This window comes from Ferrimonas sp. YFM (genome assembly GCF_030296015.1).
GTDB lineage: Bacteria > Pseudomonadota > Gammaproteobacteria > Enterobacterales > Shewanellaceae > Ferrimonas.
The window spans coordinates 3,087,700-3,110,626 of sequence record NZ_AP027368.1 but is presented as its reverse complement, the minus strand read 5'-3'; the positions used below and the strand labels follow the sequence as shown (position 1 = coordinate 3,110,626).

The following is a 22,927-nucleotide window of genomic DNA, read 5'->3' as shown; positions in this document are numbered from 1 at the left end:
CCATGGGCGATTTTTATCAGAACGGCATCATCACCACCCTGCACAATCTGACCGACCGCGACATCAATGACCTGGAGACCGAACTGACCCAGTTCAGCAAATCCCGCCCCAGCGAGCTACAGGGGCCGGCCCTGGATAACATCGTCCAGGAGCTGACCCAGGTGCCCTATCTGGAGGAGATCGTCATTGGCCTGGACCGGGCCGACCGCGACCAGTATCAGCACGCCCTGGAGTTCTTTAACCGCCTGCCCCAGAGCCACAGGGTGCTGTGGAACGACGGCCCCAGATTGCGGGCCATCGATGAGAAGCTCAAGGCCGAAGGGCTGGCGCCTACCGAGATGGGCAAGGGGCGCAACGTCTGGTACTGCCTGGGCTATGTGCTGGCCCGGGGCAAAACCGAATCCGTGGCCCTGCACGACTGCGACATCCTCACCTACGACCGCAGCATGCTGGCCAGGCTGATCTATCCGGTGGCCAACCCCACCTTCAACTACGAGTTCTGCAAGGGGTTCTACGCCCGGGTGGCTGAGGGCAAGATGAACGGTCGGGTGACCCGCTTGCTGGTCACTCCGCTGCTGCGCTCCCTCAAGAAGATTCTGGGGCACCTGGATTACCTGGAGTTTCTCGACTCTTTCCGATACCCCCTGGCCGGGGAGTTCTCCTTCCGCATCGACGTGATCAACGACATCCGCATCCCCAGCGACTGGGGGCTGGAGATTGGCGTGTTGTCGGAGATGAAGCGCAACTACGCCACCAACCGCCTGTGTCAGGTGGACATCGCCGACTGCTACGATCACAAGCATCAGGACCTATCCAAACACGACGACAGCGGCGGCCTGTCCAAGATGTCCATCGACATCAGCAAGGCGATATTCCGCAAGCTGGCCACCAACGGGGTGGTATTTTCCACCGAGACTTTCCGCTCTATCAAGGCCACCTATTACCGCATCGCCCTGGATTTTATCGAGACCTACCGCAACGACGCCGCCATCAACGGCCTCAAGTTCGATGTGCACAGCGAGGAGGAGTCGGTGGAGCTGTTTGCCGAGAACGTGCTCAAGGCCGGGCTACACTTCTTGGACAACCCCATGGAAAAACCCTTTATTCCCAGCTGGAGCCGGGTGCGCAGCGCCATCCCCGACATCTTCGAGCAGTTGGTGGAAGCGGTGGAGGAGGATCACCGGGAGTTTATGAGGTCCTGATATGTCGAGCGACGATTTGCTGGCCCACAGCAGCCTGGATAGTTTGCATCAGCAGTTGGTGGACCATCTGCAACTCATCTACCCGGACACCGACCACGGCGCCCTGGCGTTGCAGCTGATGCAGGCCCTGGGCGTCGAGGGCAGGGTGGATGGGGTGGAAGCCAGGGCAGAGCCCTGGGATGAGACCGACCTTATCGTCATCACCTATGGCGACAGCCTTAAGCGCGAGGGGGAGGTGCCGCTGCACACCCTCAAGCGCTTCCTGGACCGCTACTTGGCCAAGCTGGCCACCGGGGTGCACATACTGCCGTTTTTCCCTTACAGCTCCGACGATGGCTTCTCCGTCATCGACTACGCCAGGGTCAACCCCAACCTGGGTGAGTGGCAGGACATTCAGGAGATTGCCGCAGACAGCCGGTTGATGGCGGATCTGGTGATCAACCACTGCTCCAGTCGCAGCCGCTGGTTCGAGCAGTTCAAGGCGGGAGAGGCGCCGGGCAAGGACTACTTCATCAGCGCCGACCCCAATGGCGACTACCACCAGGTGGTGCGCCCCCGCACCAGCGATCTGCTGAGGCCGGTGACCACCGCCGAGGGCGAGCGCCATGTGTGGTGCACCTTCAGCCACGATCAGGTGGATCTCAACTTCGCCAACCCCCAAGTGCTGGTGGAGATGGTGAAGATCATCGCCCTCTACCTCAGTCAGGGGGTGACCATCTTCCGCCTGGATGCGGTGGCCTTCCTGTGGAAGGAGCTGGGCACCAACTGCCTTAACCTGCCTCAGACCCATGAGATTATCCGTCTGCTGCGCACCCTGGTGAACTTCTACGACCCCAAGATCTTGCTGGTCACCGAGACCAACATCCCCAACCGGGAGAACCTGGCCTACTTCGGCAACGGCAACGAAGCCCATGCCATCTACAACTTCTCCCTGCCGCCGCTGCTGCTGCACACCATGCTCACCGGCGACTGCAATGCCCTTAAGCTGTGGCAGATGAGCATGCCGCCGGCCCAGTTGGGCACCACCTACCTCAACTTCATCGCCTCCCACGACGGGATTGGCCTCAGGCCGGTGGAGGGCCTGCTGGATGACAAGCAGATTGCCGACATCGCCACCACCATGGAGTCGTTCGGGGCGCGCATCTCCTGGCGCAGCCTCGGCAATCAGGGCCTGCGCCCCTATGAGATCAACATCTCCCTGTTCGATGCCATGAAGGGCACCCTAGAGGGCAGCGATGAGTATCAGCAGGAGCGATTCCTGTGCATCCACGCCATCATGCTGGCCCTGGAAGGGCTGCCCGCCATCTACATCCACAGCCTGCTGGCCACCAAAAATGACCACGCCAAGGTGCGCAACACCGGCAACAACCGCAGCATCAATCGCCACTGCTGGGACGTGGACGAACTGGAGCCTCTGCTGGAGGACGCGAACAGTCACCACCATCAGGTGTTTGTTCGCCTGACTCAATTGGTGCGCATGCGCCAGCAGCAGGCGGCTTTCCACCCCAGTGCCACCCAGTTTGTGCTGCACCTGCGCGACGAACTCTTCGGCCTCTGGCGTCAGAGCAAGCTCAGAGATCAGAGTGTGTTCGCCGTGGCCAATGTCACCAACCAGCCCCAGCCTCTGCGCCTCTCCAGCCTCAACCTCATCGGCACCGACACCTGGTGGGATCTGCTCAGCGATGAGGAATACACCGATCTGCACGGCGAGATAGAGCTGGCGCCCTATCAGGTGGTGTGGCTGACCAACAAAGCGCGATAACAGGGGCGCTTCGGCGCCTCTTGTCCCCTCAGAGTCACAGCCCTTCTTGGGTCCATTGCGACCTCATTTCGGATTTTTCACAGTAGAACAGTCATCTATGGCAAAACTCTCTAGTGATTGTGAGAGATTGGCCATACTTTTCTGATGCTTAGAGAGGTAGTTTGGGACATCTACAAATCGATTCAATGTGGGTTCGAGGCTGGTTACCCGGGAAGGCATGGGCGGAGCTGTGTCGGCGCTTTGAGAGGGTGAATATGGTTACGGTTTTGAATCAATGAGTTGTGGGTTAGTGGGTGCTATATCACTCTAGAGAGTTAGGTTACTGAAAGAGGGCAATATATTTTTCTTCTCAAGTGGAGCCCTCTTATAAATTTGAATTTTTAGGCGTAAAAGATTAATAAAGGGAGTTGGAGTTGACCCATTTGGAAGATGTTTTTGGTGTTAGTGGTAAACACATAAAATCTTATATTGAAAGAGAGCATGTAGATGCTAAGTTGCTTGATGCACTTAGAACCGATAAGCAAGTTGTAGTCTATGGTGCATCTAAACAAGGAAAGACAGCTTTAGTTTCTAAATATGTAAAGTATGAAGAAAATATAGTTGTGAGCTTATCTCCAAAGTTTACGATGGAAGACATATATAAGTCAATGCTTAGAGAGGCTGGAGTATCTGTAAGAACTTCATTTACAGAGGGGACGGGAAGAGAAACAAGGACTGGTATAAAAGCACAGATTCAAGCAACCATTGCGATGTTTGGTAAGGCCGGGGTTTCATCGGATATTTCTGAAAAATCGCAGAGAAGTAGGACCGATGAATATGAAGAAATTGAGTTCAATCTTGCTTTGCCTAACGATGTCGCCTCTTTAATTCACAGGGCTGGCTGTAAAAAGGTAGTTATTCTAGAAAATTTTCATTATTTGAATGAGAATATGCAACGACAATTCGCTTATGATTTGAGGGCGTTTCAAGATCTAAAAGTAAAAATTGTCATACTAGGTGTTTGGAAAGAAGCCAATCGTATGTCACAATTTAATGGAGATTTACAGGACAGAATAGTTGAAGTTCCTGTAGAGCCATGGTCGAAAGATGATTTTGTTGCAATTGCAAAAAAAGGTGAGCCGGAGCTTAACGTTTCTATTTCCGAACGTGTCGTCCAAAAATGTATTGATTCATCATTTAATAGTGTGGGTGTTTACCAAGAGCTATTAAAAGGAACTGTTCGTTTTTCAGGAGTAACTGAAAAGCAGCATGGATTAACCGTAATTGATGATTTACATTGTGTTGAGTTAGCTATATCTGATAAAACGGAGTATTATTCTGGTCGTCATCTAAGAAACTTGGAGGCTATTGCCGCGGGAACAGGTTCAAAGATACAAAGCGAAACACCTTTACCATTTTTTATGCCTTATTATATTGTCATTGCATTACTTGGTTTAGGTTTTGAAGGTATTAATGGCGGGGTCAGCAAAGATACTTTGATGCAAAAAATTCGGGTGATACATCATCGATCAGGCGATTTAAAGGGAGCTCAGTTAACTTCTGCTTTGAAAAAATTAGGTGAGCTCCAGAGTTCAAAGGGAATTAACCCTCCTGTTTTGGCATATGACTCTAACACTAGAATGCTGAAAGTAATTGATTCTACATTTTACTTTTATTTGAAATATGCCAATTTGGATGATGCGTCAGATGACATAGTTAATCCAGTTGATTGTATAGAATGTTAAGGTGAACTATCCATATCCCACCCTATTAGTTTAATTAAGGTTTTTTATCGTGTTTGTATTGCCATGAAGAAGTGCTTTTATCCTTTACAAGGTGAAGCTCTTGATGGGATTTGTTTCTAAATAACTAACTTGTTGCAGATAGTAAAATGAAAAAAAATTATAACGTTGAGTTCTGGAACTTTGTTTGTCACTTTGGCGAGCTAAAGTTGCTAGATAGATATTTACAGTTTGTTCACCCGGCGTTCATGAATAATCATGTTAGAAATCATGGTGATTCTAGGTGGTTATTTAATGGAGTTCAGCTGATTGAGGTTGATATAAATGGTGAAAAGTTACCATTTATATATGGCAGAATAGTCAAAGACACAATCTTAGAAAGAGAGCAGGTTCTTAAAGGTAGTGAGTTGATTGATGATAGTCTTAGCATCCAGAATTCGCCGTCATCAATATTTATGTTGTCCTTGAAAGAGCATCGCATATTTTTCATAAAGGAACAAAAAGATGCACCCACAATGGATAACTTTAAAGCGACTATTGAAAGGTTCATAAATGATGAAATAAAGAGTTATATAGATGATGAATTTCATCGCCAGAGGAGCCTGAGACTAGAAAGGGGTGGTAATTATAAGGTGACTAAAAAACGCGATTTAGAGGCGTCTTATCCAAGGCCAGATATAGAGGTTATTCCATTGTCGTCTGATGCTGATATTGATGAATTCATCAAGGGGATGAAATCTATAGACAAATTAACTTTGAAGTTGGTGATGCCAAACAGTGAATATGACTGTAATGATTTCTTTAAGTCATGGAGAAAAGAAAATAAAAAATTTGGGCACCCAAAATCTAAAGTTGAGTTTTCAAAAAGCAAGAAGACTTTACCTCATGATGAAGTTGCAGACCTTTCTAAAGAGGCCGTTAATGATGGTAATATATTGATCAGAATGTCAGGGAGAGATATAAATAATGACAAGCTGACCGGTACGCATGAGGAATTTAAACTGACAAGAGCAATTAGTGAAATAAATGACTCTCCAAGAGTGCTTGTAAAGCAAACTTACGAGTCTTTCTTGGAATTAATTAAAGGAGGCGTTGTTAGGGCGCCAAGGATTGCAAATTTAAAAAGTGTCAGAGATAAACTTAATTATATAAGAGAAATGATAAATTAGGGATAGTCATGAACAGTCAAAATGATGAACTGTATGAATTGACATCTGAGAGTAACTTTTGGAAGCTTTATAAACTTTTAAGGGTGATAAAGACGAGCACGGATACAAAAGTCGCATTTGCTTGTTCTTTCATGTTGATGGTATGGTTTAACCTAAATTCAAATGGCAGCGTTTCGTATATATCCAGTGAAATCCAAGAAGTTTCAGGCAATATAATTGGATGGTCTGTTTCCATTGTGGGCTTCATTCTCGCAGGTTATTCTATATACTCCACTTTGTCAGATAAAGAATTTCAATATTCAATGTCAAAGTTTCAAGATGAAAATTATGAAATTAGCCATTTAAAGAGCAGTCATTGTGTTTTCATCAAGGTTGTTGTTGATATAATATCGATTGTTATGATTACTTACTTGTATTCATTGTTTCTTAAAACGGAGATACCTGAAAAGACATCAACAATTGTTATCTTCGGAGAATCTGCTTACAAGCTTTATCTATGCCTTACTCTTTCTTTATTGCAGGCCTTTTTTGTACTTATATTAATGATGTGCAAGTCTTTCATATACAATGTCTATCATAGCATTATGACGTCTATTCGTTGGTATGGAGAGAATGAATGTGAAGAAGAACCTGCGAAAATAGTTGAACGAGTTGCTTTTACTGTAGACAATGAAATCGTTTTAGAGTTGGTATCCAATGACAGAAGGTTCTGGCGTCCCCTAACAGAGATAGAAGAGAATAATATCACCATTTATATGACTGGAGATGCATTCAATCAGATAAAACATATGAAAAAAAAGATAAACGAAAGGTCGGAAGTTACATAGACAGGTAGATACAAAAGGTAGATACAACAATAGATACAAGACACCCATGCTACCGGGGCGTTCATTTTGCTTCGGTTGGCCTAGCTGAATCTAAATAACTGTTCCGAAATGTAGATCACTGGGATGTAGAGTAGGAAGGGAACTCGGTTGCGTTTTGGCGATCTGATCAATCGCCAAACCAAACAGCCACCAAAACGAACCGAGTCCCGCAATGCTAACACTTCCAGACCGCGCAGAGCGACGCCGTATCATCCAAAAAATGCATAAAACCAACGACAGAGATCACTGTCGCAGGCTCAATGCCATCCTGCTCCTGGCTAACGGCTACAACGTCACCGAAGTCTCGCGGATGATGGCGGCTGGTCGTTCCTCTATCAACCGTTGGATTCAGTGGTATACCCAGTGTGGTCTTGAGGGCCTTGAGTCGATGAACCGGGGCCGGGTTGCCACACAGCCATACCAGCAAATCAAGGTTGTTTTAGAGGCGTTGATTCAAATCTCTCCCCAAGATATCGGTTACCAGCGGTCACGTTGGAGCACAGAGCTGATGGCTATTGAGATTAACCGGATTATGGGCTTAAACGTGCATGCGTCTACCATTCGTCGTTGGTTGCCCAGGATGGGCATTGTCTGGCGCAGAGTAGCGCCAACACTGCATATCAGAGACCCCGATAGGGACGCCAAGTTGGCCCGTATAAAGCAGGCGCTGGAAAGATGCTGTACAGATCATCCGGTGTTCTACGAGGACGAAGTGGACATCCATTTGAACCCCAAGTTGGGGTCAGACTGGATGCCACGAGGTAAGCAGAAGAAGGTGGCAACGCCAGGGCAAAATGCTAAACACTATCTGGCTGGCGCACTGCATGCGAAAACAGGTCGAGTGTCCTATGTCGCCAGCACCAGCAAAGACTCAAACCTGTTCCTATCGATGCTGCAACGGCTAAAACGCCAATATCGAAGGGCCAAAACCATCACGCTTATCGTGGACAATTACATCATCCACAAGAGCAAGAAAACACTGCGCTGGTTGGCCAGAAACCCGAAGTTCATTTTGCTGTTTCAGCCGGTTTACTCACCATGGGTCAACAAGATCGAAAAGCTCTGGCATGCGCTCCATGAGACAGTCACCCGCAATCATCAGTGCAAAGCCATGTGGCAGTTGCTGAAACGAGTCCGGTACTTCATGGACAATGCATCACCTTATCCCGGTGGAGACCATGGACTGTTGAAAGTGGAGCACAATTAGGATCAGCTATTTAGTGGTTAACAGGTGCGGTTTGCTGCATTCCTGATAGCGAAAGGGCCTGGCAATAGATACTGAGGAAAGACAAAGACACCCATGCTATTGGGGCGTTCATTTTGCTTCGGTAAGTACTTACTTACATGGACACCCATGCTAATGATGCTTACATGGACACCCATGCTAAGAGGGGGCCTGCTATCTGAAGCCCAAAATGCTCCTGCTTCAATGAGCAAGGAGCATTTTTGATTCAGTGTGTATGGCCTTTTTTTGAGTAGGGGCGCGGGCGGTCCGTCTACAATCCGGGAGGCAGGGATACAAGTACTTACATGGACACCCATGCTAATGATGCTTACATGGACACCCATGCTAAGAGGGGGCCTGCTATATGAAGCCCAAAATGCTCCTGCTTCAATGAGCAAGGAGCATTTTTGATTCAGTGTGTATGGCCTTTTTTTGAGTAGGGGCGCGGGCGGTCCGTCTACAATCCGGGAGGCAGGGATACAAAGACACCCATGTTAAGCAAAGTGGAAAATCACTTTGAATTGACCGATTGAAGTTCGAGGTTTTTAGGTTTGGTTTGCGAGGTGTCTGGTAGTGAAGTCGTCTGGAAATGTGGCTTTGCTATGTTTTCTGTGCGACAGGCATTGTAAGGCCGTCGAGCGCTCAGTGGTCGACATGAATGTGGGCTTATAGCTAACGTTTAGGCGAGTAATCGTTTGGCGTTGGTTGAGCCCCGTATTCGCTTTAGTTGATCAGCTTGGCGGCAGTTGCGCATGCTGTGTTCTCGACCTGCTAGGTGGTGGAACTGGTATTCGAACCCTTGGGTGAGCTCCATCCAGTTGTCGAGTTCTATGTTCAACCTGGTGAGCAAGTCGGCAGTGCCTTTGGCCATATGTCCTGCTTTGTCTTGTCGAATGGCTCTGCCTGTGAACTCCACCAACTCAAGATAATCATTGAGGTGGCAGGGCAGGGTACAGTTCTCGATATCTTCAACATCAAACGCTTTGAGTCTATATGGCTGTTTGCCGGCTAATGCTGCCCGTATGCGCAGTTGGATAGAGGTATGGTCTGACTGCTCTGGGGTGTCAGCCATATTGGCTCTGATGGGATTGAGGTCGACATAAGTCATACAGGAGAGCAGGGCCTGCTCATCCAACAGCGCTTGTGACTTGAATCTGCCCTCCCAGAATCGACCGCTGCAGTTGTCTTCCTTGTTGGCTTTACGGGCGATGAATTCGTTCAGAGTCCGCATAAACCAGCTGATGTCAGTCAATCGCTGGCGGTATAGCGTCACCAGTTGCTCCACCTGGTGCTGCTCCCAACTCTCCATCTCATCACGTTCTTCCTCTATCAAATAGCGACGAGTCATGGCGTTGCCAGTGAATAGCAGGTGCCAGCGCTCGATGACCTCTAAATCACTCCAGCTGTTGGCCTTTTCAATATTGACGTAAAACACCGTGTGAGTGTGATTGCTCATGACGGCAAAGGCGATGACTTCGATGGCATAAACCTTTGTCAGCGACAGCAGTCTTTCCTGCACCCAGTCTCTACGGTGTTCATAGCTTTTTCCGGTGTAGGGGTCATGGCCACAGAGGAAGGCACGCCGAACACAGCGGCTGACGCAGTGATAGTAGCGGGTATCGTCCAAGCTGATTTGTTGTTTCCTGGCCTTAGGCATCGTTCTCGCTCCATGAGAATGAAAACTAAGGATAGACGCTGGTGTGGCATCAGTTGTTAGGATGGGTGTCCACCTATGGGGCGCTGTGTCATGTGATGATTCATGGCGAGTGCGGAATCCTTTTCTTTGGTCATGTAGTATGAAGAAATTAAAACTTAAAATTGGATTGTTTTTAGTTGTGTTTCAATTGGCTTTTGTGAAAGCCATTGCGTTGCCTTATGAATTTAGTGATTATTTCATTGGTGATGAAAGGCTTCTTGAGCTAAACAGACTTAAGGAAGGAAAAGTTACATTTATAGACTTCTTGTCTAAACCACTAGATGAAGAAGGTTTGTCAGAATTTGTGTTAAATGTTATAGATGTCAGGTTGTGCTGTGAACTGACTAATTATGATTTTCGGCTAACTGATATTCAATCACGAAACCTTGCTTACCTCCATGTTTTGGTAGCGTATGCACCAACCTCTAGAGTATGGATAAAGAAATTATTGAAAGATAATCTTCATTTGGGAGATGCTATTTTACTAGAATACGCTTATGTAGGCTTTCTAGATAGAGATGAAAACTATAAAGAACATCTTGAGGTGTTAGTGTCAAAAGGAATTGCGGACGCCGAATACCTCTTAGGTTTAGAGCTCCGAAAGCAGGAAGAAGTTGATATGAGTGTTTCAATTTTTAATTCTCTTTTGGATAAAGCACATACTAAGGGGCATATTGCCGCCACCTATCAAAAGATCCATCATGAGCAATCTGTAAGTGGCCTTCTTTCTAAAGAGAGTGAAGTTAAGTTATTAGAGTTGGCGAAGGTTGGTGACATTAATAGCAAGCTGCTTATCACTACTTTATTCTTGCAGGGAAAACTTTCAAATTTAGATTTCGAGTTTGTGAAAGAGAGCATCATGACTGCACCAATAGATCCACTGGGAGTGGTACCTTATCATCAAGCTCTATTTTTGATAGGTTCACAAAGTGATATAGAGTTGGGGTTCGAAAAGATGGAGATGTCGCGGAAGATTGGGAATCTGAGTGCGGCTGAATTTCTAGATGGTCTGATGTAGACTTTTTGCTAACTTTGTAGTTGCGAATCACAGACACCAAGTTTCTTAATTACGCGATCCCAACGACAATTGGAATAAAGAGGGGAAGATAGCTTGGTGCCCTTGTCCGATTGGGAGCCTTACTGCACTCTACGCTTATTGTGCACCACGCAGAAGTTGCCTCTGCGGGTGCGGCACTTGGAGCATCTTTCACAGATGACTGGGCTGCGGTCGCCCTCTTTCCAACGCTTAACCAGGTGAGGTTCGGCCAGCAGAGGCCGCGCAATGGCGAAGTACTCGATCTTGGTGCTGCTGGCGATCTGTTCCAGAGTCTCGATGTCAGACAGGCCGCCGACGGTGATGACCGGCACATTGATCTCTTCGCTGACCACCTTGCCAAAATCCAGGAAGTAGCCCTCTTCCTGAATCTTATGCTCGTCAAACTCCTTTCCCACCAGGGTGTCTGCCTTGCCGTGAATGTTGCCGGAGATCTCGATGGCATCGACGCCTATGGCTTCAAGGTTTTTGCAGATGACTCTTGTCTCGTCGAAGGTGAGTCCACCTTCGAAAAACTCCGACGCGGTCAGTTTCACCATGATGGGGAAATCATCCCCGACCATCTGGCGCATCTTGGCGTAGATCTCCAGCAGGAATCTCATGCGGTTTTTCAGGCTGCCACCGTATTCGTCTTCGCGGCGGTTGTAGTAGGGGCTTAAGAACTGATTGATCAGATAGGTGTGCGCGCCATGGATCTCCACACCATCAAAGCCAGCCTCTTTGGCTCTCCAGGCGGCCTTGGCGAAGGCATCGACGATGTAGTCGATCTCCTCCTTGGTCATCGCCTTGCCCTGTGTCTTGGTGCCTCTTTCTGGCACATCACTGGGGGCGAAGATAACTCGCTCGCCCACATTGTGAGTGGTCTTGGTGCCGCCATAGGCAAGCTGCATCACAATCTTTGCGTCACTGTCGTGGACCAGGTCGGTCAGCCTGATGTACTCGTTGATAAATGAGTCATCGTAGATCCCCATCATGCCCGGGTTTGGCTGTTCTTCCTGGACGATGTTGGCGTAGCCGGTGATGATCAGCCCCACTTCGCCCTTGGCCAGTTCATCGTAGATTGCATAAAGCTTATCGGTCATATGACCATCTTCGGTGGTCATATTTTCCCAGGTCGCGCTTCTGACAAAACGGTTCTTCAGTCTCATGCTTCCGATATGGGACTGCTCAAATAAGCTCTTCAATTCTCGCCTCAACAACACGCAAAAAAATTGGCCGAATTCTTACATGAAAACCCGTTGGACTGCCGAAGCCCAGATCTCAAAAACATGATGAATTTTATACATTTAGTTGATGCGCAAAGGTCATAAATGGGCTTTTGCTGTATCGGATTCAGCCATCTGTTTGATGCAGCGCATTTTCTCATAGAGGTTAGCCACCCTTCTGGATGGAGGACGGAAATCCGATTAGTGTAAGCTAGGCCTGATTGAGGTTTCTTTGACAAGTCTATTCATGGAAGTGAGATGAAAAAGTTTTCTTTGATTTTGTTGCTGACGGTATTGTCTTTTGGTTCTTACGCAAAGACTGCGAAAGAGGCGTGTAAGGTGCTTAAGGGAGTTGCTGCCGAGTTACAAGAGCAGATCCCGCTTAAGGTCGATTACATGACCACGCTGTCTGGCGTTCAAGCTCTTTACGTGAGTAAAAGCTGCATGTTGAATTACATGTACATCATTGATACTGATCAGCTTTTGAAGGAGATGGTGGCGGAAAACGAACTGACCAGAGAAGAGAATGTGGCATTCCTGAAGACGGATGAGGGGTTTTCTAACTTGGAACAGGTCTTGGGTCAGATCGCAAATAATGCAAAAGACCGGTTTGAGGTCTTCACCGAGATCAAAGGTATGAAAATCACTTATACCTACACCTTTGACGACTTGAGCTTTAAGCCCATTACTGCACTGGTGCTGGATACAAACTAATCATTAACACTGACTCAGGAAATGTAAGGCAGGATTAGCAGAACTGAGTCGACAAACAGAGTTGCCGCATAGCGCGGCAACTCCATGTTCCAGGCGAATTAAAGCATAGACAAAGCGAATACGGCACTTGCCAAACAACTCAGCCAGAACAGGCCGCCGAGAGTCAACCAAACGTAATTGATGCCTGTCAGTTTATCGTTGATGCTCGTCGAACCTTCCCCATTAGCCACATTGATGATGTTTTGTATTTTGACCAAAACAAATGTGAATCCTGCTACGCCAACAATGGCGATTATCAATCCAACTAGAATGGCGACTGAAGGGTTCTGGGGTTCAGGAAGGAATGAAGTTAGGCATACCAGCACGTACAGAGTGGCGTATTGATTAAGGTCGTAGGGAGCATGGCCCTTTTTCAGCTCGAAGTAAGCTTCAATCCTCGCGCAAAGAGAATGCATGAAAAAGATGCTGAATATGGTTCTGGCTATGGGCCAGGTATCAGCATTCTCCCTCTGGTTGTATCGGCACCAGTTTTGATAAAACCAGTAGAGGCTGTAGAGCCCAAAAGTGCCAATGCTCATAATGAGCAGTTTGTTTTTTGAAATCTCGAAGAATCCAACCTCAGGTTGGGACCCCTCTTCATTGAGGTTTTCTGAATTAACAACAGAATCCATCATCACTCCATGAGTCAATCGAGTTCATTATTTAGACAGGAGAGCTTCAAATGGCTCTCCTCGTTATGCTTGACCTGAGGCACAGACAGCGCTCAAGCCGAGACAGAATATACAATCCTTGATGAATTCAATTGTGGGCTGTCGTCACGCTTTTGTTTTTAAAACAGTGACTTTGATGTTTGTGGTGATTCTTTGAGCGGCTTGGATTGAGAGGCTTTTAGTAGGGCGGGGCGGCTCACAGGTCATTAAAGCTCTTCAACATGGTTGTTGTCAGGCTTGTTTAACCCTCACCATCAGCAAACGAGGTCATGATGTCGATGACCTTGTCTTTGTTGCTCAGCAGGGCATTCACACAGTCGCGGTCCAGCTTGGTGCCGGACAGCCTCTGTATCTCATCGAAGGCTTCTTCCAGTGACCAGGCGCGCTTGTAGGGACGCTCGCTGGTAAGGGCGTCGAAGATGTCAGCCACGGCGACGATGCGCGCCTCGACCGGAATCTCTTCTCCCACCAGGCCATCGGGGTAGCCGCTGCCATCGAGCTTCTCGTGGTGGGAGCGCACTATGGCGGTCAGGGTGCTGAGGAAGGGCACATCGGACAGCTTGTACACCTCCAGCACCTGCCTGATCAGCCGCTCGCCATCTTCGCAGTGCTTCTGCATGCATACGAACTCTTCCAGGGTCAGTGGCCCCTCTTTGAACATCACGCTGTCCGGCACCATGAATTTGCCCACATCATGGAGTGGGGCGTACAGATAGATGTAACCGATCATCAAATCCGAGAGGGCAAATTTGTCTGCCACCTCGCGGGCGATGAGCAGGGAGTAGCGGGCCATGCGGTTGAGGTGGGACCCTGTTTCCGGATCCCGGTGCTCATTGACCAGCTTCATCGACTCTATGGTGGACTTGAGCACGCCAATTTTGTTGAGGTCCTGCTCCACCAGCAGGGTGAGGAACATCGCCAGCATCTGCAGGTTTCGGGTCACCGCTTCCGGGAAGGCGTTTTTGTTTCTGGAGTTGGCGAAGAAGAACCCCAGCAGCTTGTCCTCGGCCAGCAGCGGAATGGTGACGCTGGACTGATAGCCGGCATTGCGCACCAGATCCGTATGCTGATGGTGGTTTGGCGGCAGCTGGGTGATGTCGTTGAGCACCCGCTTGTTGGCTCTGCGGGCCAGGACGCTCAGCGATCTGCACTCTGACAGGCTGGCTTCGTAGTTTTTCAGGCCGGACGCCCTGTCTTCGTCACAGGCATGAGTCTTGAGTACGTCCCGCTCGGGGTCGTAGAGGGCGATGGCGATGCGGTGAATAGAGGGGCAGCTTCGTACCAGGTCGCTGCGAATCATGCTGACCCGTTGTTGCAGGTCAGTGCCGCTGTTCAGGTAGGAGAGTATGTTTGACTCAGCCGAGCTGGTGGTGGTCATCTGTTCAAACATCGCGGCATTGGCTCTCGCCTGATCACTTCTGGTAGCGTCCCTCCTACGCCAAAGCGTTAAAACACAAGATGATTTCCCATCATCACATCCTGGTAGAAAACTGCCGAATTCTACACCAGCAGAGGAATGGCATTCAATGGCTTAAGTGCGTAGTTAGTCTCGCTAAATCAGTAGTTTGTGATATACGCATGTGTCGAGTGAGAGGTGTTCAACTGCGGGGTTAAGGCTCAGCCGCAGGTGGCTGAGCCTGTTCTGGTGATCAGTGGCTTTGCAGCCAGTCATGTACCTTCTCATTGGCCAGCTCGGCGGAGGAGTGCATAAACCAGTGGCCGCCGGGGACCGATTCCACCTGGCCCTTGCCCAGGGTTTCGACCTTTTCGGCCCAGCTGTCCGCATGGAACCAGACCTTCTTGTCCTTGCCGTAGAGGAACAGGAAGGGGGTGCCGTAGTCTTCCACCTCCAGAGAGGGCGGCAACTGCTTGGCGAGGATGGATTTCCACAGATGCCAGTAGGGGTAGGTCAGGCGTGGGTCCGAGCGCAGGTCATCGATGGTCTTGTGTGGGTCCACATCCTCGATGTGCAGAATCTCCTCGGCGGTGTAGCGGGTGAGGCTCTCGCCCCAGGACTCAGGCAGGGCCCAGGCCACTGCCAGGGCGAAGGTGTACTTGACGTTGATGAAGGGGCGCTCCTCGTCGCCGAAGCTGCCGATGTCGTACAGCACCACCCGGTCCACCAGGTCATTCTTCTCCAGGTACTTGAAGGCGAACACCGCGCCCCAGTCGTGGGCCAGTACCGTTACCTTGTCTTTGCCCAGTGTTTCGATAAAGCCGTCGATGATCGCCCGGGTCTGCTGGATGTTGTATTCGGGGCGCTGACCATCGTCATTGAGCTGGAAGCCCGGCAGGGTGAAGCGCACACAGGTGTAGTAATCCTTGAGGTAGTCCACCTGCTGGTCCCACATCTCCAGGCTGTCCGGGTAGCCGTGGATCAGCACCAGGGTCTGCGGGCCGTTCCCTTCAACCTGGTATTCCAGATTGCTGACAATCTCCGGTAGCTTGGCCTGGAACTCCTCATCGGGCATGGGGCCGTTGGCGGAGAATGAGTAGAGCATGTATAGAACGGGAGAGAGTAAAACCAGTACTGCGATAACAGCGGTCACCACGACTTTCTTCATGTTGCTTCCTTTCCTGCCATTTTTTTCGTGAATGGAAAAACCTATCCTCGGTAGGGAGGCGTCTCTGTGTAGTCCGATTTCAGCTGTTCCCCAACAACTGCCAGCCTTGAGGTCGCCGGGGCGCACTCGTCGGGCTGCGGTCGTGTCATCCTCATTGTAAACCATAAATTAGAGCATTTGCTCTAGTTTAGTATGGCCGTGAATGTTACTAATGATCAACACTTTTTGAACCAGATTGATAGGGGATGGCGGCAGGGTTCGACCAGAGTTGTTACAAAAGGGCTGTATTTTTCCCCGGTGATTGGACAGGGTGTTCTGATACTCTGGTGGTTGAGTCCATTTTTTTGAGTAAACACCGAGTCTGCCGTGTGTTTGCCAGAGGCGCGTTGCCACAAGGAGCTGAACATTGACCCACAGTAAGGAAGCTAAGGCCCTGGTGGCCTGCATGGCGATCACCGTGTTCTACGCCATCTATCGGTTGTTCAACACCCTGATGTTCTCCGACTGGACCAACGGCGCCGAGTTAACCGGCTTCGTTGCCGTCTGTCTGTTGTCTCTGGCTGGCGCCTATGGCGGTTATCAGATGCTGTCGCGTCGGCGCTTTCCCTTTGTGCTGGTGAGTCTGTTTTGGGCGGCGCAGTCCTTCTACCTGCACGGCACGTCCGGGGCCTGGGACCTGGGCGAGACCCCCATGCTGGGTTTGGCGGCCAGCCCCGAAGCGACCTCCATCACCGTCAGGTTGCTGCCCCTGGCGATGTACATTGTGGTAACCGTGCTGTGGCTGACCCAGAAGCACCTGACGGTTTCCACCTCTGCCGAGCACTCCTCCTAGACCGTCCATCGGCTGAGTGCTTCCGCTCCCAAGCGTGTGGAAGTGCTCGGCGGCGCCCATCTGGCCAGCCTAAATCCATCCTGCTGATTCCCGTTGGTTTCCCTTTTTCTGCTCACCTTTATCCCCTTAATCGAAAAATGCGGTTGCGACGATAGCTTGTAATTGCTTTTGTGATTTCGTCGTCTGGGGCACTATAGCTCCATCGACGCAGCGGGCGTCACCATTTAAACCTTGCGAATAAGAGAGATACGACATGATCAACACTCAGATTAAGCCTTTTAAAGCCACCGCCTTCAAACAGGGCGAGTTTGTAGAGATCACCGAGCAGGACGTGAAGGGCAAGTGGGCCGTGTTCTTCTTCTACCCAGCGGACTTCACCTTCGTATGCCCCACCGAGCTGGGCGACCTGGCGGACCACTACGAAGAGCTGCAGCGCCGCGGTGTCGAGGTGTACTCCGTGTCCACCGACACCCACTTCACTCACAAGGCGTGGCACGACAGCTCCGACACCATCGGCAAGATCAACTACTTCATGGTGGGCGACCAGACCGGCACCATCACCAACAACTTCAATGTGATGCGTGAAGGCCAGGGCCTGGCAGACCGCGCCACCTTCCTGATTGACCCTGAGGGCGTCATCCAGGCGATGGAGATCACCGCCGAAGGCATCGGCCGCGACGCGGAAGACCTGATGCGTAAGGTGAAAGCGGCGCAGTACGTGGCCAACAACCCAGGTGAAGTGTGCCCCGCCAAGTGGAAAGAGGGTGAAGAGACTCTGGCTCCCTCCCTGGACCTGGTCGGCAAAATCTAAATTCTAACGGGTTCTCTTCCCAGTGCCCCCCGTCGCCCTGGTGCGGCGGGGTGGTCACTGGCCATTAACCTTACCACCACCAAATTTCTGAGGTTTCACCATGTTAGACCAAGCGATGAAGCAGCAATTACAATCTTACTTGTCCAACCTGAAGTCCGATGTGCAGCTGCGCCTGAGCCTGGATGACAGCGACACCGGCAGCAAGCTGGCGGCCCTGGCGGCGGACATCGCCTCTTTGAGCGGCCGCATCAGCGTGGTGCGGGATGACAGCCACAGCGAGCGCAAGCCGCTGATGCTGGTGGAGAACCTGGAGAAGGGCACCGCCATCGGCTTTGCCGGCCTGCCCATGGGCCATGAGTTTACCTCCCTGGTGCTGGCACTGCTGCACAGCGGCGGCCACCCCATCAAGCTGGAAGCGGAGACCATAGAGCAGATTTCTGCCCTGGACACACCGCTCAAGGTGGAGATCTTTATTTCCCTCTCCTGCCAGAACTGCCCCGAGGTGGTACAGGCGTTCAACATGATGGCGGCCATCAATCCGCTGGTGTCGGTCACCATGACCGACGGCGCCGCCTTCCAGGATGAGGTGAAGTCGCGGGACATTCTGGCAGTGCCCAGTGTGTTTGTGAACGGTGAGCTCTTCGGTCAGGGGCGTATGTCCCTGGCGGAGATCCTCGGCAAGGTGGACAGCGGCGCCGCCGAGAAGCAGGCGGCTAAGCTCAATCAGCAGGCGCCTTTTGATGTGCTGGTGGTGGGCGGCGGTCCGGCGGGATCCTCCGCGGCCATCTACGCCGCCCGTAAAGGCATCCGCACCGGGGTGGTGGCTGAGCGCTTCGGCGGTCAGGTGCAGGACACCATGGCCATCGAGAACTTCATCTCGGTCAAGGCCACCACCGGCCCCAAGCTGGTGGCCAGCCTGGAGGAGCACGTCAAGGACTACGGGGTAGAGATCATCACCGAGCAGCGGGCGGCCAACATCGTCGGTGCCCAGGAGAGCGGTGACGGCTACATCCATGTGGAGCTGGAGAGCGGCGCGGTGCTCAGAGCCCGCAGCGTCATCACCAGCACAGGGGCCCGCTGGCGCGAGATGAAGGTGCCCGGTGAGCAGGAGTATCGCAACAAGGGCGTGGCCTACTGCCCACACTGCGATGGCCCGCTGTTCAAGGGCAAGCGCACTGCGGTGATCGGTGGTGGTAACTCCGGCATCGAAGCGGCCATCGACCTGGCCGGCATCGTCGAGCACGTCACCGTGCTGGAGTTTGCCGACACCCTGAGGGCTGATCAGGTGCTGATCGACAAGGCCAATGCCACCGCCAACATCGACATCATCACTCTGGCTCAGACCACCCGGGTACTGGGTGACGGCAACCGGGTCACTGGCCTGGAGTATAAGGACCGCAGCAGCGGTGAGCTGCATCAGCTGGAGCTGGCGGGGATCTTCGTTCAGATTGGTCTGGTGCCCAACAGCGAGTGGCTCAAGCAGAGCAAGGTGGCCCTGTCCGAGCGCGGTGAGATTGAGGTGGATGCCCACGGCGCCACCAGCCTGGCCGGGGTGTTTGCCGCCGGTGATGTGACCACTGTGCCTTATAAGCAGATCATCATCGCCATGGGCGAGGGAGCCAAGGCCAGCCTGGGGGCGTTCGATTACCTGATTCGCACCCCGGTGCCAGCGGAGCAGACTCAGGCCGCCTAACCGCCGCGATACCCGCCCAATTCCTAATGCCAGTCAGCGCCCCTGACTGGCATTTTTTTATGGGCTCATCTCACCATGCTGCTCAGGTGGCTCAGCAGGATCTCCTTGGTGTTGGCCAGGTTCTGCAGGGCACTGTCGAGCCGGCCATGATGCCCTTTCTTGCGGGCGTCGTGCACCTGGCCGGCATAGCGCTGCAGCTCGGCATAGAGGTGTTCCAGGGTCTGGTAGTCGGCGTGTCCGGCATAGAGCTGTTTGGCGTCACCGAGCAGCCATTGGCCGAAGCGGCAGTCGTGACCACCCAGGGCCGGAGGATGGGGCCGCCGACCCTCCAGGTACCATTGCAGCTCGTTGTGCCAGGAGCGGATCTCCACCATGGAGATGACGATGGCCAGCTTGGTGGGGGACAGCGAGCGGGTACTGAGCCAGCTGGCGGGTGGCGCCCAGTTGGCCTGCCACCGGGGGATATCCTCGCCGGTCATGGGCTGAGCGATGAAGAACCCCTGGGCGTGCTCGCAGCCCAGCCATAGCAGCATTTTCCCATGCTCCTCTGAGGTTACCCCTTCGGCAATCACCTGTTGGCGAAACGCCAGGGACATGGCCAGTATGCTCTGGACAATGGCCAGGTCTACCGGGTCCTGCATGATGTCGCGGATGAAGCTGCGATCCACCTTGAGCTGGGTGGCGGGCAGCTGTTTGAGGTAGGAAAGGGTGGAGTAGCCGGTGCCAAAGTCATCCAGGGCGAAGCGGATCCCCATCTGCTGACAGGATTGCATCACCTTGGAGACCTCATCAATCTTGCGGATGGCGTTGGTCTCGAGAATCTCAAATTCGATGGAGTCTGTGGTTACCGACTGGTGGCGGGCCTTGATGGACTGGATCAGCTGGATGAAGTCCGGAGACTGCAGCTGCCTGGCGCCGATGTTGATGCTGATGGGGGTGGAAAACCCCTGCAGTTGCCAGATCTCCAGTTGCTTCATCGCCTTGTTGATCACCCACTCGCCAATCTGGGCATAGACCGCGTGCTCGTGCACCAGGGGCAGGAAGTGGTTGGGTTCCAGCAGGCCCCGCTCCGGGTGCTGCCAGCGCAACAGGGCCTCGACCCCAATCAGGGTGCCCCGGGCCATGTTGACCTTGGGCTGGTAATGGAGAATGAACTCGTCGTTTTGCAGGGCCTGGGCGATGCGCTGCACCGCCTTGTGGTGTTTGCCCAGGTTGTCGGCGTGTTCGTGGTCGTAGAAGCTGTAGCGGTTTTTCCCCGCCAGTTTGCTCAGGTACATCGCCTGGTCGGCCTGGCGTAGCAGCTGCTCCACCGTGGTTTCCGCGCCCTGAGGGTAGAGGGTGACCCCAATGCTGGTGGAAACGCTCAGGGAGTGAGAGTTCACCTTCAGCGGCGTCGCCGCGGCGATCAGCAGACGGTCGAGCAGCGCCTTGCCTTCATCCTGGGGCGGGAAATCATTGAGGATGGCGACGAACTCGTCGCCGCCCAGGCGCGCTATGGTGTCCTCCTCCCGGATGGCGGTCAGCAGGTTGGAGGCGACCTGCACCAACACCCGATCGCCAATGTCGTGGCCGTGCTCATCGTTGATCTGCTTAAAACCGTCCAGATCCATAAACACCACGGCAAACTGGGTGGAGTGACGCTGAGCGTAGGCCAGGGCCTGCTGCAGCCGGTCGAGCAGCAGTGCCCGGTTGGGCAACTTGGTGAGGTTGTCGTAGTGGGCGATGCGCTCCAGCTCCAGCTGTTGCTCCTTGAACTTGGTGATGTTGCGACACACTCCAATCCAGCGGCAGGGCTTGCCGGTCTCATCGATGATGGGCAGGGCCCTGTCACTCCAATACTGATACTGGCCATCTTTTTGCTGGATGCGGTACTCGTAGTTGAGCTCCTGAGTGGAGGTGCGATGCAGCTCGACGGCGGTGCTCAGCGCCTGACGGTCATCCGGGTGAATCAGGTCGAGCCAGGCTTCGATGTTCTCGGAGATCTCTCCGTGCTCGAAACCGAGGAAGTTATCGATGTTGCCAAACCACTGCAGCTCGTCCGTGGCCACGTCCCACTCGTAGATGAGGTCATAGGCCACCTGGCCGGCGATCTGCAACCGGGCTTCGCTGTCTTTGACTGCTTGTTGGGTGTTCTTGCGCTCGGTGATGTCCATGGCCAAACCACGCAGCAGCACCGCCTCCCCTTGTTTGTCTCTTTCGGCATCGCCGATGGCCAGTACCCAGCGGATGCTGCCGTCGGGCAATTTCAGCCGATACTCCAGATTGTGCTCCTTGCCGTCCTCAATGCAGGCCCTGACATCCTCCTCCCAGGCCGGCAGGTCCTCCGGGTGGATGGACGCGGATACGGTTTCCAGCTTGCCGTCGAAACTGCCTTTGGGCATGCCCCAAATCTGTTCCATGTTCTCAGACCAGAACACCTGCTCGGTAAGCAGGTTGCATTCCCAGGAGCCGGTCTTGGTGACCTTCAGGGTTTGGCGATAGTGGGCTTCTTTTCGCTGCAGGTCCTCGCGGATGCGACGCAGTTCGGTGATGTCCTGAATCACAACGGCAAAATACTTGGGCTTGCCATCGGCCCCCCTGACCAGGGAGGCGTTCAGGGACACCCAGACGATGCTGCCGGACTTATGGATGTAGCGCTTGTCCATGGTGTAGGACTGGGTGTGGCCGTCGAGAGCCTGTTTCAGCAGCCTGAGATTGACGTCGAGATCGCCGGGGTGGGTGACATCACTGAAACTCAGATGCAGCAGCTCCTGCTCGGAGTAGCCGAGGATCTGGCACATCTTTTCATTGACTTCCAGCCACCTACCTTCTGGAGCGATGCGAGCGATGCCCACCGCTGCCTGGTGAAATATGGCCTGATAACGTTGGTCGGCGTCCGTTGTTCTGATCATCTCTCAGGTTTGGCCACGGCTGGTTATTGTTTTCAGATTGGGGCGGTTGTCTGTGGTGGTCAAGCTATCCGGAGCAATTTGGTAATAACTATAGTGCTGACTGCCGGGAATTGCCGTTTACCCGGGCTTGAATCGGTTCGTTGATGACGGTGTCGACGAAAAAAGAAGAGAGGCCGCAGCCTCTCACATGATTCAGGGTCAGCATCAGGGATGCTTATCGAACAAGGCCTGCAGCTTTTCGAGGATCTTGGCTTCGTGCTCGGTAGGGGTGAACTCGGTGCCACAACGTGGGTCGGTCTTTTGCAGCAGCCGGGTCATCTCCGAGGTGATGGAGATGGGGGCGCAGCCGTGGCTTTGCTCGCAGATCATGTCGTACTGGGGCTTGGCCTGAGCATGGCAGGCAAAACAGTTGCCGCCAAAGCGGTTGTTCACGTCTACAAAGCCGCGGTTGCGGATGCTGGTGCCCTGCTCAGACACATCCAGTTCGAAGAACTCCCAGTCACGGGTGGCGGCGTTGTAGCCCTTGGGGTGTTTGATCATCACCTCGGTGGGGATCAGGCTGACCACCGAGCCCGGCGGGTAGTCGCCGTTTTCTGCATTGGCCACCGCCAGGGTGTCTTCCAGTTTTCCTGGGATCAGGTTGTCCACGTAAAAGCCGCGCACCGGGCTCATGTCGGTGACGCATTTAAAGCTGCTGGCATCGATGGCCAGGTCGGTTTCTGCTTGAGCGTAGCCTGCGCTCATCAGGGCGGTCAGCGCCAGGGCAAAGGCCCTCAGTTTGTCCATTGTTCATCTCCAGGAGGAATACGTCG

Annotated in this window: 18 protein-coding genes; 11 read left to right on the top strand and 7 right to left on the bottom strand. The window is 52.3% G+C overall.

Features of this window, described 5'->3' with window-relative positions; all coding sequences use genetic code 11:
• Nucleotides 1-2: 2 nt before the first annotated feature.
• The 6 genes from QUE41_RS14585 (at nucleotide 3) to QUE41_RS14560 (ending at nucleotide 7,927) form a co-directional block, all read left to right on the top strand.
• Entirely contained in the window at nucleotides 3-1,202 is a 1,200-nt protein-coding gene (locus QUE41_RS14585) for a glycosyltransferase family protein (protein ID WP_286339738.1), read from the top strand.
• 1 nt (nucleotide 1,203) lies between these two features.
• Nucleotides 1,204-2,964 (top strand): sugar phosphorylase, encoded by a 1,761-nt coding sequence (locus QUE41_RS14580; RefSeq protein ID WP_286339737.1) that lies wholly within the window; start codon nucleotides 1,204-1,206, stop codon nucleotides 2,962-2,964.
• A 413-nt stretch (nucleotides 2,965-3,377) separates the two neighbouring features.
• Entirely contained in the window at nucleotides 3,378-4,688 is a 1,311-nt protein-coding gene (locus QUE41_RS14575; RefSeq protein WP_286339736.1) for a hypothetical protein, read from the top strand.
• Between the two features lie 146 nt (nucleotides 4,689-4,834).
• Nucleotides 4,835-5,854, top strand: coding sequence for a hypothetical protein (locus QUE41_RS14570; RefSeq protein ID WP_286339735.1), 1,020 nt, complete (start codon nucleotides 4,835-4,837; stop codon nucleotides 5,852-5,854).
• A gap of 8 nt (nucleotides 5,855-5,862) precedes the next feature.
• Nucleotides 5,863-6,681: a hypothetical protein gene (locus QUE41_RS14565; RefSeq protein ID WP_286339734.1), complete on the top strand. Its 819-nt coding sequence runs from the start codon at nucleotides 5,863-5,865 to the stop codon at nucleotides 6,679-6,681.
• 211 nt (nucleotides 6,682-6,892) lie between these two features.
• Nucleotides 6,893-7,927: an IS630 family transposase gene (locus tag QUE41_RS14560; protein ID WP_286339588.1), complete on the top strand. Its 1,035-nt coding sequence runs from the start codon at nucleotides 6,893-6,895 to the stop codon at nucleotides 7,925-7,927.
• A 697-nt stretch (nucleotides 7,928-8,624) separates the two neighbouring features.
• Here QUE41_RS14560 and QUE41_RS14555 read toward each other — a convergent pair.
• Nucleotides 8,625-9,602, bottom strand: a complete 978-nt coding sequence (locus QUE41_RS14555; protein WP_286339733.1) for a transposase — start codon at nucleotides 9,600-9,602, stop codon at nucleotides 8,625-8,627.
• 139 nt (nucleotides 9,603-9,741) lie between these two features.
• Between QUE41_RS14555 and QUE41_RS14550 the strand changes: the two genes are divergently transcribed.
• Nucleotides 9,742-10,659, top strand: a complete 918-nt coding sequence (locus QUE41_RS14550) for a hypothetical protein (protein WP_286339732.1) — start codon at nucleotides 9,742-9,744, stop codon at nucleotides 10,657-10,659.
• A 119-nt stretch (nucleotides 10,660-10,778) separates the two neighbouring features.
• Here the strand turns inward: QUE41_RS14550 and QUE41_RS14545 are convergent, their stop codons facing one another.
• Nucleotides 10,779-11,897, bottom strand: coding sequence for an NADH:flavin oxidoreductase (locus QUE41_RS14545; RefSeq protein WP_286339731.1), 1,119 nt, complete (start codon nucleotides 11,895-11,897; stop codon nucleotides 10,779-10,781).
• Nucleotides 11,898-12,158: 261 nt separating this feature from the next.
• Between QUE41_RS14545 and QUE41_RS14540 the strand changes: the two genes are divergently transcribed.
• On the top strand, nucleotides 12,159-12,614 hold the full coding sequence (locus tag QUE41_RS14540; protein ID WP_286339730.1) for a hypothetical protein: 456 nt from the start codon (nucleotides 12,159-12,161) through the stop codon (nucleotides 12,612-12,614).
• Nucleotides 12,615-12,712: 98 nt separating this feature from the next.
• Here QUE41_RS14540 and QUE41_RS14535 read toward each other — a convergent pair whose 3' ends face one another.
• The 3 genes from QUE41_RS14535 to QUE41_RS14525 form a co-directional block, all read right to left on the bottom strand.
• Nucleotides 12,713-13,285 (bottom strand): hypothetical protein, encoded by a 573-nt coding sequence (locus QUE41_RS14535; protein WP_286339729.1) that lies wholly within the window; start codon nucleotides 13,283-13,285, stop codon nucleotides 12,713-12,715.
• 280 nt (nucleotides 13,286-13,565) lie between these two features.
• Nucleotides 13,566-14,714 (bottom strand): HD domain-containing phosphohydrolase, encoded by a 1,149-nt coding sequence (locus QUE41_RS14530; protein ID WP_286339728.1) that lies wholly within the window; start codon nucleotides 14,712-14,714, stop codon nucleotides 13,566-13,568.
• Nucleotides 14,715-14,973: 259 nt separating this feature from the next.
• Nucleotides 14,974-15,888 carry an alpha/beta fold hydrolase gene (locus QUE41_RS14525; protein ID WP_286339727.1) on the bottom strand — a complete coding sequence of 305 codons (915 nt, stop codon included), beginning with the start codon at nucleotides 15,886-15,888 and terminating at the stop codon, nucleotides 14,974-14,976.
• Nucleotides 15,889-16,294: 406 nt separating this feature from the next.
• Here QUE41_RS14525 and QUE41_RS14520 point away from each other — a divergent pair, with 406 nt between their 5' ends.
• The 3 genes from QUE41_RS14520 to ahpF all read left to right on the top strand — a co-directional run bounded on the left by QUE41_RS14520 (nucleotide 16,295) and on the right by ahpF (nucleotide 19,224).
• A complete protein-coding gene (locus QUE41_RS14520) occupies nucleotides 16,295-16,720 on the top strand; it encodes a hypothetical protein (RefSeq protein ID WP_286339726.1) in 426 nt (141 codons plus the stop codon).
• Between the two features lie 253 nt (nucleotides 16,721-16,973).
• Entirely contained in the window at nucleotides 16,974-17,531 is a 558-nt protein-coding gene (ahpC, locus tag QUE41_RS14515) for an alkyl hydroperoxide reductase subunit C (RefSeq protein ID WP_286339725.1), read from the top strand.
• A 100-nt stretch (nucleotides 17,532-17,631) separates the two neighbouring features.
• Nucleotides 17,632-19,224 (top strand): alkyl hydroperoxide reductase subunit F, encoded by a 1,593-nt coding sequence (gene ahpF / locus QUE41_RS14510; RefSeq protein WP_286339724.1) that lies wholly within the window; start codon nucleotides 17,632-17,634, stop codon nucleotides 19,222-19,224.
• Between the two features lie 65 nt (nucleotides 19,225-19,289).
• On the opposite strand, the gene QUE41_RS14505 is transcribed toward ahpF, so the two are convergent.
• Together QUE41_RS14505 and QUE41_RS14500 are read right to left on the bottom strand one after the other, a co-directional pair.
• Nucleotides 19,290-22,115, bottom strand: a complete 2,826-nt coding sequence (locus tag QUE41_RS14505) for an EAL domain-containing protein (RefSeq protein ID WP_286339723.1) — start codon at nucleotides 22,113-22,115, stop codon at nucleotides 19,290-19,292.
• A 204-nt stretch (nucleotides 22,116-22,319) separates the two neighbouring features.
• The gene (locus QUE41_RS14500; RefSeq protein WP_286339722.1) at nucleotides 22,320-22,901 is read right to left on the bottom strand and encodes a hypothetical protein; all 582 of its coding nucleotides are present in this window, start codon (nucleotides 22,899-22,901) and stop codon (nucleotides 22,320-22,322) included.
• Between the last annotated feature and the right edge of the window lie 26 nt (nucleotides 22,902-22,927).